Here is a 14,226-nt window from a genome sequence, read left to right as displayed (position 1 = left end):
AGAGCGTTCGGTGAGTGATAGCGCGCGTTCGACCATGACGGCTACTGACGCTCCTCAACGGCCATTACGCGGACCGTAAGCGCGAATCGCGCGATAGCCACCAGGCTACGCGCGATGTGTTCGGATTAAGTCTTTTCGACCTGACCGAATTCCAGTTCGACCGGAGTCGATCGTCCGAAGATCGTGACGGAAACACGAACTTTAGACTTCTCGTAGTTCACTTCCTCGACGTTGCCGTTGAAGTCGGTGAAAGGACCTTCCTTCACCCGAACCATCTCGCCCACCTCGAAAAGAGTCTTCGGCCGTGGCTTCTCGACACCTTCCTGCATCTGCGACATGATCTTTTCGACTTCACGCGGGGAAATCGGGCTTGGCCGGTTGCGTGTGCCGCCGATGAAACCAGTGACCTTGGCCGTGTTCTTGACCAAGTGCCACGTTTCGTCCGTCATTTCCATTTCGACCAGGACGTATCCCGGGAAGAAACGACGCTCAGTGACCGACTTGTGGCCACCCTTTACTTCGACTACTTCTTCGGTCGGGACGAGAATCTGACCGAACTGGTCTTGCATCCCGGCGCGCTCGATGCGCTCCTGAAGCGCACGTTGCACGCTCTTCTCCATGCCGGAGTAGGCGTGCACCACATACCAACGCTTTCCACTCGGGGATGTCGGAGTATCGCTCATATCATTTCCAACCCAGAATCGCCGAGAAAATCACCCATTCGATCGACTTATCGCTAAGCCAAAGCAGAATGGCCATGACGAGGACAAATGCAAACACCACGAGAGTGGTCTGCGTCGCCTCTTTCCGAGTCGGCCAGACGACCTTGCGAACTTCCTTGTAAGAGTCCTTCGCGAACGCGATGAAGCCCTTACCAGGCGCAGAGACCAGACCGACGGCCACGCCAGCGATGAGGCCGACGGCAAGCGCCGCACCGCGAACATACCACTCTTGGCGGTCGAGCAGAAAGAAACCCACGAACCCGGCCAAGACCAACAATACACCAGCCGCCAACATCAGCTTGTCGCTGGAAGTATTAACAGTTTCGACGGAAGGATTCGCCATAACACCTTAAACAGCGCCACGTGGCGCGAGAATTTGGCAGGGGCAGAGGGAATCGAACCCCCAACCTTCGGTTTTGGAGACCGACGCTCTGCCAGTTGAGCTATACCCCTAAACCATTTGGGGCCGACGGTTTCGCCGACCCCGAAAACTACAGACTACCGAAAAGATTTCTGGCTCTTACTCGATAATCTTCGCAACGACACCTGCGCCGACGGTACGGCCGCCTTCACGGATAGCGAAGCGCAGACCTTCTTCCATGGCGATCGGGGCGATCAGCTTGACCGTGATCGACACGTTGTCGCCCGGCATCACCATTTCCTTGTCCTTCGGCAGCTCGATCGAGCCCGTCACGTCCGTCGTACGGAAGTAGAACTGCGGACGGTAGTTGTTGAAGAACGGCGTGTGACGGCCGCCTTCGTCCTTGCTCAGCACGTACACTTCAGCGGTGAAGTGCGTGTGCGGGGTGATCGAACCCGGCTTGGCCAGCACTTGGCCACGCTCGACGTCTTCACGCTTCGTGCCGCGCAGCAGAATACCGACGTTGTCGCCTGCCTGACCCTGGTCGAGCAGCTTGCGGAACATTTCCACGCCCGTGCAGGTGGTCTTCACCGTCGGCTTGATACCGACGATTTCGATTTCCTCGCCGACCTTCACCACGCCGCGCTCGACGCGACCCGTCACCACCGTGCCGCGACCCGAGATCGAGAACACGTCTTCCACCGGCATCAGGAACGAGCCGTCGACTGCGCGCTCCGGCGTCGGGATGTAGGTGTCCAGCGCGTCGGCCAGGCTCATGATCGCCACTTCGCCCAGCTCGCCCGTGTCGCCTTCCAGCGCCAGCTTTGCCGAACCCTTGACGATCGGGGTGTCGTCGCCCGGGAAGTCGTACTTCGACAGCAGCTCGCGCACTTCCATTTCGACCAGTTCGAGCAGCTCGGCGTCGTCGACCATGTCGCACTTGTTCAGGAACACGATGATGTACGGCACGCCGACCTGACGCGCCAGCAGGATGTGCTCACGCGTTTGCGGCATCGGGCCGTCAGCGGCCGAGCACACCAGGATCGCGCCGTCCATTTGCGCTGCGCCCGTGATCATGTTCTTCACGTAGTCGGCGTGGCCCGGGCAATCGACGTGTGCGTAATGGCGGTTAGCCGTTTCGTACTCGACGTGCGCGGTGTTGATCGTGATACCACGCGCCTTTTCTTCCGGCGCTGCATCGATCTGGTCGTATGCCTTCGCTTCGCCGCCGAACTTCTTGGTCAGCACCGTCGTGATCGCTGCCGTCAGCGTGGTCTTGCCGTGGTCAACGTGACCGATCGTGCCCACGTTCACGTGCGGCTTGGTCCGCTCGAATTTACCTTTGGCCATTTTCGACTCCTAACAGGATTTTCGCACCTTGCGCCGCGCGCAACTTACTACTTACTAGACTGATACGACTGGTGCCCATGGGCAGGATCGAACTGCCGACCTCTCCCTTACCAAGGGAGTGCTCTACCACTGAGCCACATGGGCACTAACTAACCGACACTGGAGCGGGTGAAGGGAATCGAACCCTCGTCGTAAGCTTGGAAGGCTTCTGCTCTACCATTGAGCTACACCCGCGAGGGTTGGATTTCCTTACCGCTTGAATTCTGGTGGAGGAGGTTGGATTCGAACCAACGTAGGCGTAAGCCAACAGATTTACAGTCTGCCCCCTTTAGCCACTCGGGCACCCCTCCGCAGAGAACTATCGATTATGGGGTAGCAACACGCTCTTGTCAAGCAATATTTGCGACCCTGAACACGAGGCTCTCACTTATAGGTAAGACGAAACGCAAAAACCCCACCTTTGAGGGGTGGGGTTTTTGTTTAAGGCATGAGGAGCCTGACGATTACCTACTTTCACACGGGGATCCGCACTATCATCGGCGTGGAGTCGTTTCACGGTCCTGTTCGGGATGGGAAGGGGTGGGACCGACTCGCTATGGTCATCAGGCATGACTTGTTGTTGTGCGCGTTGGGGACGGCACAACCAATCTGGGAAGAAGTAGATTCGGTAGTGACTGTTGGGCACAGTCGCGTCACTCAACCGGCGTGCCCCCTTCGGGGGTTGCAGTGAGTAAGCGCTAAAGCGCTAACTCACTGCGAAACACACTGGTTATAGGATCAAGCCTTACGGGCAATTAGTATCAGTTAGCTCAATGCATTACTGCACTTACACACCTGACCTATCAACGTCCTGGTCTGGAACGACCCTTCAAGGGGCTCGAAGCCCCGGGGATATCTCATCTTAAGGCGAGTTTCCCGCTTAGATGCTTTCAGCGGTTATCTCTTCCGAACATAGCTACCCGGCGATGCCACTGGCGTGACAACCGGTACACCAGAGGTTCGTCCACTCCGGTCCTCTCGTACTAGGAGCAGCCCCCTTCAAATATCCAACGCCCACGGCAGATAGGGACCAAACTGTCTCACGACGTTTTAAACCCAGCTCACGTACCTCTTTAAATGGCGAACAGCCATACCCTTGGGACCGGCTACAGCCCCAGGATGAGATGAGCCGACATCGAGGTGCCAAACACCGCCGTCGATATGAACTCTTGGGCGGTATCAGCCTGTTATCCCCAGAGTACCTTTTATCCGTTGAGCGATGGCCCTTCCATACAGAACCACCGGATCACTATGACCTGCTTTCGCACCTGCTCGACTTGTCGGTCTCGCAGTTAAGCACGCTTATGCCATTGCACTATCAGCACGATTTCCGACCGTACCTAGCGTACCTTCGTACTCCTCCGTTACGCTTTGGGAGGAGACCGCCCCAGTCAAACTGCCTACCATGCACTGTCCCCGATCCGGATCACGGACCAAGGTTAGAACCTCAAACAAACCAGGGTGGTATTTCAAGGACGGCTCCACCGAAACTGGCGTTCCGGTTTCATAGCCTCCCACCTATCCTACACAGATCGGTTCAAAGTCCAATGCAAAGCTACAGTAAAGGTTCATGGGGTCTTTCCGTCTAGCCGCGGGGAGATTGCATCATCACAAACACTTCAACTTCGCTGAGTCTCGGGAGGAGACAGTGTGGCCATCGTTACGCCATTCGTGCAGGTCGGAACTTACCCGACAAGGAATTTCGCTACCTTAGGACCGTTATAGTTACGGCCGCCGTTTACCGGGACTTCAATCAAGAGCTTGCACCCCATCATTTAATCTTCCGGCACCGGGCAGGCGTCACACCCTATACGTCCACTTTCGTGTTTGCAGAGTGCTGTGTTTTTATTAAACAGTCGCAGCCACCAGTTTATTGCAACCTCTTCACCCTTCTGGCGCAGGCCAGTCAAGCTACAGAGGCGTACCTTATCCCGAAGTTACGGTACCAATTTGCCGAGTTCCTTCTCCCGAGTTCTCTCAAGCGCCTTAGAATACTCATCTCGCCCACCTGTGTCGGTTTGCGGTACGGTCATCGTTAGACTGAAGCTTAGAGGCTTTTCTTGGAACCACTTCCAATTGCTTCGCTTCCGAAGAAGCTCGCGCCACACCCTTGAATCCTGTGCCCGGATTTGCCTGAGCACCTTCTCCAATGCAGCGACCGGGACGTCCAACACCCGGACAACCTTCCGCGATCCGTCCCCCCATCGCATCTAACAATGGTGCAGGAATATTGACCTGCTTCCCATCAGCTACGCATTTCTGCCTCGCCTTAGGGGCCGACTCACCCTACGCCGATGAACGTTGCGTAGGAAACCTTGGGCTTACGGCGAGGGGGCTTTTCACCCCCTTTATCGCTACTCATGTCAGCATTCGCACTTCCGATACCTCCAGCATGCCTTTCGACACACCTTCGCAGGCTTACGGAACGCTCTCCTACCACACGTACTTGCGTACGCATCCGCAGCTTCGGTGACTGGCTTGAGCCCCGTTACATCTTCCGCGCAGGACGACTCGATCAGTGAGCTATTACGCTTTCTTTAAAGGGTGGCTGCTTCTAAGCCAACCTCCTGACTGTTTTAGCCTTCCCACTTCGTTTCCCACTTAGCCAATCTTGGGGACCTTAGCTGGCGGTCTGGGTTGTTTCCCTCTTGACACCGGACGTTAGCACCCGATGTCTGTCTCCCGTGATTGCACTCTTCGGTATTCGGAGTTTGCTATGGCGTAGTAATCCGCAATGGACCCCACAACCATGACAGTGCTCTACCCCCGAAGGTGATACACGAGGCACTACCTAAATAGTTTTCGGAGAGAACCAGCTATTTCCAAGTTTGTTTAGCCTTTCACCCCTATCCACAGCTCATCCCCTAACTTTTCAACGTTAGTGGGTTCGGTCCTCCAGTACGTGTTACCGCACCTTCAACCTGGCCATGGATAGATCACTTGGTTTCGGGTCTACGCCCAGCAACTGATCGCCCTATTCGGACTCGCTTTCGCTACGCCTGCCTTAATCAGTTAAGCTCGCTACTGAACGTAAGTCGCTGACCCATTATACAAAAGGTACGCCGTCACCCCTTGCGAGGCTCCGACTGTTTGTATGCATGCGGTTTCAGGATCTATTTCACTCCCCTCCCGGGGTTCTTTTCGCCTTTCCCTCACGGTACTGGTTCACTATCGGTCGATCACGAGTATTTAGCCTTGGAGGATGGTCCCCCCATCTTCAGACAGGATTTCACGTGTCCCGCCCTACTTGTCGTACCCCTAGTTCTTCCACGCTGCTTTCGCTTACAGGGCTATCACCTGCTATGGCCGCACTTTCCAGAGCGTTCAGCTAACAATGCAGATAAAGAGTACAGGCTCTTCCCATTTCGCTCGCCACTACTTTGGGAATCTCGGTTGATTTCTTTTCCTGCGGTTACTTAGATGTTTCAGTTCACCGCGTTCGCTCCACATGACCTATGTATTCAGTCATGGGTGACCCATACGGGCCGGGTTTCCCCATTCGGACATCTTCGGATCAATGCTCGTTTGCCAGCTCCCCGAAGCTTTTCGCAGGCTACCGCGTCCTTCATCGCCTGTGATCGCCAAGGCATCCACCACATGCACTTGTTCGCTTGACCCTATAACGAGTGCGTCTCTCATCGAGCCACATCCGCCATAGGCTGAGTTTTCGCGTTGTGCCGTATTCCAAGTCATCATTAAGATCACTTTTCATACTCGATACAATCACTACCCTGAACCTGCTACTCACGCCCATCTCTAAGCGCTTTCCCAGATTCTCTTTACTACTTCTTCCAGATTGTTAAAGAACGTTTAGCCGACAAGCGTGTTTCAATACTTGCGACATCAACTGGCTAGCAATCGCCAATGCTTAACGCTTACCCGAAGCGCTAGGCATTGAGGATTGGTGGAGGATGACGGGATCGAACCGACGACCCCCTGCTTGCAAAGCAGGTGCTCTCCCAGCTGAGCTAATCCCCCGATGAGGCCTGACTAAGGTGTTGCCCAGCCACGCCTGATTCGGATGGTGGGTCTGGTTGGATTCGAACCAACGACCCCCGCCTTATCAAGACGGTGCTCTAACCGACTGAGCTACAGACCCTTAGCCTGTCTTTCTGACAGCCGATAAGCGTGAGCGCTTAACTTTAAGCGCGAAGCTCGAGAAAGGAGGTGATCCAGCCGCACCTTCCGATACGGCTACCTTGTTACGACTTCACCCCAGTCATGAATCCCACCGTGGTAAGCGCCCTCCTTGCGGTTAGGCTACCTACTTCTGGTGAAACCCACTCCCATGGTGTGACGGGCGGTGTGTACAAGACCCGGGAACGTATTCACCGCGGCATGCTGATCCGCGATTACTAGCGATTCCAGCTTCACGCAGTCGAGTTGCAGACTGCGATCCGGACTACGATCGGTTTTCTGGGATTGGCTCCACCTCGCGGCTTGGCAACCCTCTGTTCCGACCATTGTATGACGTGTGAAGCCCTACCCATAAGGGCCATGAGGACTTGACGTCATCCCCACCTTCCTCCGGTTTGTCACCGGCAGTCTCCTTAGAGTGCTCTTGCGTAGCAACTAAGGACAAGGGTTGCGCTCGTTGCGGGACTTAACCCAACATCTCACGACACGAGCTGACGACAGCCATGCAGCACCTGTGCGCCGGTTCTCTTTCGAGCACCCCCACCTTTCAGCAGGGTTCCGACCATGTCAAGGGTAGGTAAGGTTTTTCGCGTTGCATCGAATTAATCCACATCATCCACCGCTTGTGCGGGTCCCCGTCAATTCCTTTGAGTTTTAATCTTGCGACCGTACTCCCCAGGCGGTCAACTTCACGCGTTAGCTACGTTACTAAGGAAATGAATCCCCAACAACTAGTTGACATCGTTTAGGGCGTGGACTACCAGGGTATCTAATCCTGTTTGCTCCCCACGCTTTCGTGCATGAGCGTCAGTGTTGGCCCAGGAGGCTGCCTTCGCCATCGGTATTCCTCCACATCTCTACGCATTTCACTGCTACACGTGGAATTCTACCTCCCTCTGCCACACTCAAAGCCTGCCAGTCACCAATGCAGTTCCCAGGTTAAGCCCGGGGATTTCACATCGGTCTTAACAGACCGCCTGCGCACGCTTTACGCCCAGTAATTCCGATTAACGCTCGCACCCTACGTATTACCGCGGCTGCTGGCACGTAGTTAGCCGGTGCTTATTCTTCCGGTACCGTCATCCTCCATCCATATTAGGGACGAAGTTTTCTTTCCGGACAAAAGTGCTTTACAACCCGAAGGCCTTCTTCACACACGCGGCATTGCTGGATCAGGGTTGCCCCCATTGTCCAAAATTCCCCACTGCTGCCTCCCGTAGGAGTCTGGGCCGTGTCTCAGTCCCAGTGTGGCTGGTCGTCCTCTCAGACCAGCTACAGATCGTCGCCTTGGTAGGCCTTTACCCCACCAACTAGCTAATCTGCCATCGGCCGCCCCTGCAGCGCGAGGTCCGAAGATCCCCCGCTTTCCTCCGTAGATCGTATGCGGTATTAATCCGGCTTTCGCCGGGCTATCCCCCACTACAGGACACGTTCCGATGTATTACTCACCCGTTCGCCACTCGCCGCCAGGCCGAAACCCGCGCTGCCGTCCGACTTGCATGTGTAAGGCATGCCGCCAGCGTTCAATCTGAGCCAGGATCAAACTCTTCAGTTCAAACCCTGTTACTGTTTTTCGGTTCCGTTAGAAACCGGTCGCTCACTCAACGTACTGACGATGATTAATCCGTCCGAAGACAGATAAACCTTCCTCTTAATACTTCGTGTGAGACTCTTGATTACTTTTGCTTGTCGCTCCAGCACCTAAGCACCAGAACCGCACTCGCCATCAAGCGCCCACACTTATCGGCTGTTAGTTTTTAAAGAACATTCGCGAGACCTTCCTGCTTCGTCTTGCGTCGCTGCGTCAGCAGCAGAGAAACGAGATTATGAAGAATCTTTTTCTCTCTGTCAACAACTTTTTTTGCTTTCGCTTCCAAAATCTGTCGACTTCGAGGACGCCTGTTTCTCTGGCGTCTCCTCGTCTTGCGACAAGGAGCGGAATATTAGGCCAACCAGACCGCGATTACAAGGGGATGACGCAGATTTATTTCCCGTCGCCGAACAAGTGCCTGAACGACTCCTATCTTGACGCGCCCGCCACGAGTTCCACCGGCACCGCTGCCGCCATCGCCGCATACCCAGCGTCGCTCGGATGAATGTGATCGCCACTGTCATACCGCCGCTGCATTTCGCTCGGACGCGCGGGGTCACGCAACGCCTCGTCGAAATCGATGACGCCGTCAAAAGACCGGCTCGAGCGCAGCGACGCGTTCACTGCCGTGCGGATAGCCTCGCGCTCGGCCGGCAGCGAAGCGGGCGTCAGCGTCGCGCCATAAATCTTGATGCCACGCTGATGCGCCTGAGCGATCAACCGTTGATACCCGCGCAAGAGCGCTTCTGCGTTGACCTGCGTATGAGGCGCGTCGCAATCGAGCCCCTCCCGCGCGGGCATCGCCGCAAAGTTGATGTCATTGATACCGATCAGCACGATGATCGCGCGCACGCCTGGCTGGCGCAGTGCGTCCCGGTCGAAGCGGCTCACCATCGCCTCGCCGTAGCACGGGGAATTACTGAGCAGCCGGTTTCCGCTGATTCCCGCGTTGACGACCGCCACCTGCCCGTCGCCTTTCTGCGCGATTTGCCGCGCAAAGGCGTCGGGCCAGCGACGGTTCGCGTTCAGCGTCGAACGCATGCCGTCCGTGATCGAATCGCCGATGGCAACGACGGCACGCGCCGACGGACTTTGCACCGACACGTTCGTGAGCCACGCATACTGGGTGAACCGCGTGCGGAAGGCTGTCGCGGCCGCGTCCTCCGTCCGGTCGCCCGGCGTCGACACATAATTCACCTGACTGGCGATCCGATGCCACGCCACGAGCTTCTGATCCTTGCCCATGGACATACTGATGGCGAGCGGCTGATGCGCCACGACATCGAAAGCGACGGGATCGCTCGCGACCTGTCCGCCGGGCGGGACCGTCACGCTTTTGTTGCCGGCAAACAGCACCGGCCGGCTCGTCGCCGGCTGAATCGCCGCACCATTGCCGCTGACTGCGCGCGCTGCCGTCATCGATTGGACTACAAGCGGCTCACTGCCATACAAATTGCTGATGCGCAGCCGCATTTCCCGGCCGGCGAGTTGCGGATAGATCACCTGACGCACGGTCCGGCCGCCGACCTCCGGCGCGCGATAAAGCGGCGGCAGCTTGGCGAGGTGCGGGATCGCCTGCAATGCGGTCGCCCACGCGCTGACCCAGTGGTCGTTGACGGGCGCCTCGGCCGTATCGGCGGCGATCGCGCTCGATGCGCAAGCGAACGGGAGCACAAGCGCAGCCGCGCAAGTCGCGGCGAGAACTCGGAGTTTCATTCGGCGATGGGTTCGAAGAAAGGCAGAATTGTGCCTGATCGTCACATGTAAGGCGTCGAATGTGTGGTCCGTCGGCCCGCGCGCCCGAAATGGCCTCACAATGCAGCCAGATCCTTTGGCGCAAAGACACTATGCAATCGAAAAGCAGCACAACCGATGTTCCGCCGCAGCTTCACTGGGAAGAAGACGGCGAAGCCCGCTCTGCCCGCTGGCGATCCGAAAGCGGCAATCAGCCGCCGAAGCGCGTCGTGATCGGACACGATCAGATGACCGCCGATCACGCGTACCGCCTCGCCTGCGAGGGCACCGCGATTCTTTGGCGTGGAGACTTCCAGAACGCGCGCCAGTTGCTGCAGGCGATGGCCCGCCGTATCGACAACAAGCCGCGCAAGGCGAAGAAAGCGGCGGCGGAAAAACCCGCTTCGCCCGTCGATGCGTTCAATTTTCATCGTCTCGCGCAATCGCAGCGTGCGCGCACCCTCGCAATGCTGATCCTTCCGCTCGACGAGCAGTACGCCATTCCGCTGCGCCGCGCGCCGGACGTGCGTCAGGCTTGCGAAGAGGCCTATGGACCGGCCGACGAAGCCTCGGTCGTTTCGTTGCGCGAAGTGCTCGGTTTGATCGGCGCGCACGAGTGGCGCAAGAAGGGCGTCGAGATCAAGGCGACCGGCGGCCGGATTCATCCGTATTACGGCGTGTTTTCGCCCGTGCGCGGCGAGTATGTCGATCTGGTCGCCAATCAGCCGCTGCCGTCTCATTCGCTTGCCTTCGATATCGGCGCCGGAACCGGCGTGCTGGCGGCGGTGCTGGCGCGCCGCGGCGTCGAGCGCGTTGTAGCAACGGACGTCGATCCGCGCGCGCTCGCGTGTGCACGCGAGAACATCGCCCAACTGGGCCTGGGCAAGCAGGTCGAAGTCGTCGAGGCGAATCTCTTTCCCGAAGGACGCGCGCCGCTGGTCGTCTGCAATCCGCCGTGGCTGCCGGCGCGACCGAGCGCCGCCATCGAGCACGCGATCTACGATCCCGACAGCCGCATGCTGCGCGGCTTCCTCGACGGGCTCGCCGCGCATCTGACCCCGGGCGGCGAAGGCTGGTTGATCCTCTCCGACTTTGCGGAACATCTCGGGCTGCGCACGCGTGCGCAGCTTCAGGAATGGATCGATGCAGCGGGTCTCAAGGTCGACGGCCGGATCGACGTGAAGCCGCATCATCCGCGCGCGGCGGACAAGGCCGACCCGCTTTATGCGGCGCGATCGGCGGAAGTGACGTCGCTTTGGCGGCTCGTCGCGCGATGATTTGAAGTGGGGTGTCCGGCGGTCGCTGCGCGCGGTCGCCGGGCGTTTGACTATAGATCGCGAGCCCGCTCCCGAAGCCACGCGAGCGCCCCTTCCCCCGCGACAAGTCCGCTCGCAAAACACGCCGTCAGCAGATAACCGCCCGTCGGCGCTTCCCAGTCGAGCATCTCGCCCGCGCAGAACACGCCGGGCAGCGCGGCGATCATCGACCGCTCATCGAGCGATTCGAACGCGACGCCGCCCGCGCTACTGATGACTTCGGCAATCGGACGGGGGCGCAGCACGCGCAAGGGCAGCGCCTTGATGCGTGCCGCGAGCGTCTCGAGATCGGCGTACTCCTCTTTCGCGAGACATTCGCGCAGCAATCCCGCCTTGACACCCGCCAGATGCAGGCGGCTCTGCAGATGACTCGACAGCGAACGCGCCCCGCGCGGATGCAGCACTTCATCGCGGACACGCTCGGCGGAAAGCTGCGGCGTGAGATCGAGGAGAAGCGTCGTCCCCGCATCGCCGCTTGCGATCAGACGATCCCGAATCGGTGCGGAAAGCGCGTAGATCAGACTCCCCTCGATGCCCTGCTCCGTAATCAGGCATTCGCCGATGCGCCAGTCCACCTCGCCATCCGCGCGCGGCACGCCGATCGCCACCGACTTGAGCGGCTCGCCCGCGAACCGGCTGCTGAAGTGCCGCGTCCAGCCGACATCGAAACCGCAGTTCGACGGCAGAAACGGCCGCACGTCGACGCCACGCGCCGCCAGATGGGCGACCGCACCGCCATCCGAGCCCAGTTGCGGCCAGCTTGCCCCGCCCGGCGCGAGCACGAGCGCGTCGTGACGAACGCGCTTCTCGCCCTGCGGCGTGGCGAAACGCGAAACCGAGACGCCTTCGCCGGCCCAGCCGAGCCATCGATGCCTCATGTGCAGCGTCACCCCCGACGCGCGCAGCCGATGCAGCCACGCGCGCAGCATCGGCGCAGCTTTCATGTCGGTAGGGAAGACGCGGCCCGAACTGCCGACGAACGTCTCGACGCCCAGGTTGTGCACCCACTCCCGCAGCGCGGCGGCGTCGAACCGCGCGAGCAGCGGGGCGATGTTCGCGCGGCGCGCGCCATACCGGCCGAGAAACGCATCGGCGGGCTCGGAGTGGGTGAGATTCATGCCGCCCTTGCCGGCCATCAGAAACTTCCGACCGACGGACGGCATCGCATCGAAGACGTCGACGCGCGCGCCGCCTGCCGCGAGCGCTTCGGCGGCCATCAGGCCGGCCGGCCCGCCGCCGACGATCGCAACTTCGACCACCTGCTCGACCGATTCGTTGTTTTTGACAGACGCCATCCTCAAAGCCGCTAAGAAACGAGAGCGCCATTGTCGCATCGCACGGTCGGCGCGACTCGCGCAGAGCCCGCGCGTCCTCGTAAGTCTTTAAATAACAAAAAAGAATTTGGTCGCACGGAGTCCGGCCAGTACGATCGCGCGATTCGTTGAATCGACAACTTTCTACCTTTTTGGTCCAGTCATGTCAGTCTCCACCGCGCCCGATCGCGCTTCACCTCAAGCCGCCCCCGACGCGCGCCCCGTTATCCGCAGCGCCGCGGATGTTTCCAGTCTGGTCAATCGCGGCGCGGCCGTCGGGAGCGACGCGCGCATTGTCGTCGCCATCGCGCTCGGCGGAATTTTCCTCGATGCCTACGACCTCGGCGCGCTCGCGTTCGGCATGAAGGACATCGCCCGCGAGTTTTCGTTGACGCCGACCGGAACCGGTTTCGTCGCATCCGCGATCACCTTCGGCGCGATCATCGGCGCATTTCTTGGCGGCTATCTGACCGACAAGGTCGGCCGCTATCGCGTCTTCATGGCCGACATGTTCTTCTTCGTCGTCGCGGCGATTGCCTGCGCGCTCGCGCCGAACGCGTGGGTGCTCGGCGGAGCGCGCTTCGTGATGGGGCTGGGCGTCGGCATCGATCTACCGGTCGCGATGGCGTTTCTCGCCGAGTTCTCGCGGTTGCAAGGTCGTGGCAACAAGGCCGCGCGCGTCGCGATGTGGTGCCCGACGTGGTACGCCGCGATCAGCGTTTCCTATCTGCTCGTGCTCGGCCTGTACGCCGTGCTGCCCGAGCACAACGCGGGCTGGCTGTGGCGGCTGATTCTCGGCTTCGGGGCGGTCCCGGCGATCGCGATCATCGCGATCCGCAGCCGCTACATGAGCGAATCGCCCGTGTGGGCGGCCAATCAGGGCGATCTCGCCGGCGCCGCCGCGATCCTGAAACGCTCATATGGCATCGATGCCCGCGTAGACGCGAGCGCACTGGCAGCATCGAAAGCACCGAAAGCGCGCCGCGCGTCGTTCGCGAACTATGGCGCGTTGCTGCGCGGGGTGTATCTGCGCCGCACCGTGCTGGCGACGGTCATCGCGATTGCGTCTTCGTTCGCGTATAACGCCGTCGCGTTCGGGCTGCCGGTCATCATCTCCAGCTTCCTCGCGCAGTCGATGCTCACCACGATTCTCGCGTCGCTCGCGCTGAACCTGTGCTTTGCGTTCGCCGGCGGGCTGTTCGCGGTGCGGACCGTGCCGAAGTTCGGCGCGTGGAACCTCACCGTCGTCGGCTACGCGTTTCAATTGGCGGCGCTCGTCGGGCTCGCGGTCGTCGGCAAGCCGGCGACGGGCGCGCAGGTCGTCATTGCGATCGCGCTGCTCGCCGCGTTCCTGCTGGGCCAGGGCATCGGGCCGGGCTCGCACAGCATGACGTTCGCGTCGCTGAGCTATCCGACATCGCTGCGCGGCGTGGGCGTCGGCTTCAACCAGACGCTCATGCGCGCAAGCTCGACCGTTTCGCTGTTCCTGTTCCCTGTGCTGTCCGCCGCGCTCGGGACGAAGGTGTTCTGGATCATCGCGGTCGCGCCGCTCGCCGGGCTCGTCGCACTGTTCGCGGTGCGCTGGGAGCCGTCGGGCTATGACGTCGACGCTGAGGATTTCGCCGGACAAACTGTTCGCTAAGCAATTCCCTGCCATCCGCGA

The 14,226-nt window shown here is 59.5% G+C and carries 7 protein-coding genes, 6 tRNA genes and 3 rRNA genes; 2 read left to right on the top strand and 14 right to left on the bottom strand.

Going from position 1 to position 14,226, the window contains the following annotated elements; translation table 11 throughout:
- Positions 1 to 125: 125 nt before the first annotated feature.
- The 13 genes from nusG to P9220_RS05060 form a co-directional block, all read right to left on the bottom strand.
- On the bottom strand, positions 126 to 683 hold the full coding sequence (gene nusG, locus P9220_RS05120) for a transcription termination/antitermination protein NusG (RefSeq protein ID WP_035970531.1): 558 nt from the start codon (positions 681 to 683) through the stop codon (positions 126 to 128).
- Position 684: 1 nt separating this feature from the next.
- A complete protein-coding gene (gene secE / locus P9220_RS05115; protein ID WP_309763881.1) occupies positions 685 to 1,065 on the bottom strand; it encodes a preprotein translocase subunit SecE in 381 nt (126 codons plus the stop codon).
- Positions 1,066 to 1,099: 34 nt separating this feature from the next.
- Positions 1,100 to 1,175 (bottom strand) — tRNA-Trp (locus P9220_RS05110).
- A 67-nt stretch (positions 1,176 to 1,242) separates the two neighbouring features.
- Positions 1,243 to 2,433 (bottom strand): elongation factor Tu, encoded by a 1,191-nt coding sequence (gene tuf / locus P9220_RS05105; RefSeq protein WP_309763880.1) that lies wholly within the window; start codon positions 2,431 to 2,433, stop codon positions 1,243 to 1,245.
- 69 nt (positions 2,434 to 2,502) lie between these two features.
- A tRNA-Thr gene (locus tag P9220_RS05100) sits at positions 2,503 to 2,577 on the bottom strand.
- A 16-nt stretch (positions 2,578 to 2,593) separates the two neighbouring features.
- Positions 2,594 to 2,667 (bottom strand) — tRNA-Gly (locus P9220_RS05095).
- A 30-nt stretch (positions 2,668 to 2,697) separates the two neighbouring features.
- Positions 2,698 to 2,783, bottom strand: a tRNA-Tyr gene (locus P9220_RS05090).
- Between the two features lie 144 nt (positions 2,784 to 2,927).
- A 5S ribosomal RNA gene (gene rrf, locus P9220_RS05085) occupies positions 2,928 to 3,040 on the bottom strand.
- A 166-nt stretch (positions 3,041 to 3,206) separates the two neighbouring features.
- Positions 3,207 to 6,089 (bottom strand): 23S ribosomal RNA (locus tag P9220_RS05080).
- Between the two features lie 285 nt (positions 6,090 to 6,374).
- A tRNA-Ala gene (locus tag P9220_RS05075) sits at positions 6,375 to 6,450 on the bottom strand.
- A 44-nt stretch (positions 6,451 to 6,494) separates the two neighbouring features.
- Positions 6,495 to 6,571 (bottom strand) — tRNA-Ile (locus P9220_RS05070).
- Positions 6,572 to 6,632: 61 nt separating this feature from the next.
- A 16S ribosomal RNA gene (locus tag P9220_RS05065) occupies positions 6,633 to 8,164 on the bottom strand.
- Together the 16S, 23S and 5S rRNA genes with 5 tRNA genes alongside form the textbook arrangement of a ribosomal RNA operon.
- A 465-nt stretch (positions 8,165 to 8,629) precedes the next feature.
- Complete coding sequence (locus P9220_RS05060) at positions 8,630 to 9,916, bottom strand: SGNH/GDSL hydrolase family protein (protein WP_309763879.1); 1,287 nt, start codon at positions 9,914 to 9,916, stop codon at positions 8,630 to 8,632.
- A 131-nt stretch (positions 9,917 to 10,047) separates the two neighbouring features.
- Between P9220_RS05060 and P9220_RS05055 the strand changes: the two genes are divergently transcribed.
- Positions 10,048 to 11,211, top strand: a complete 1,164-nt coding sequence (locus P9220_RS05055; RefSeq protein WP_309763878.1) for a class I SAM-dependent methyltransferase — start codon at positions 10,048 to 10,050, stop codon at positions 11,209 to 11,211.
- A gap of 50 nt (positions 11,212 to 11,261) precedes the next feature.
- On the opposite strand, the gene P9220_RS05050 is transcribed toward P9220_RS05055, so the two are convergent.
- Positions 11,262 to 12,545, bottom strand: coding sequence for a TIGR03862 family flavoprotein (locus P9220_RS05050; protein WP_309763877.1), 1,284 nt, complete (start codon positions 12,543 to 12,545; stop codon positions 11,262 to 11,264).
- A 181-nt stretch (positions 12,546 to 12,726) separates the two neighbouring features.
- Here P9220_RS05050 and P9220_RS05045 point away from each other — a divergent pair, with 181 nt between their 5' ends.
- A complete protein-coding gene (locus tag P9220_RS05045; RefSeq protein WP_309763876.1) occupies positions 12,727 to 14,205 on the top strand; it encodes an MFS transporter in 1,479 nt (492 codons plus the stop codon).
- Positions 14,206 to 14,226: the final 21 nt, after the last annotated feature.

The sequence above is a fragment of the Caballeronia sp. LZ016 genome (assembly GCF_031450805.1).
Taxonomy (GTDB): Bacteria; Pseudomonadota; Gammaproteobacteria; order Burkholderiales; family Burkholderiaceae; genus Caballeronia.
Note: the sequence above shows the minus strand (reverse complement) of the source record. Positions and strands in the feature narration are given on the sequence as shown.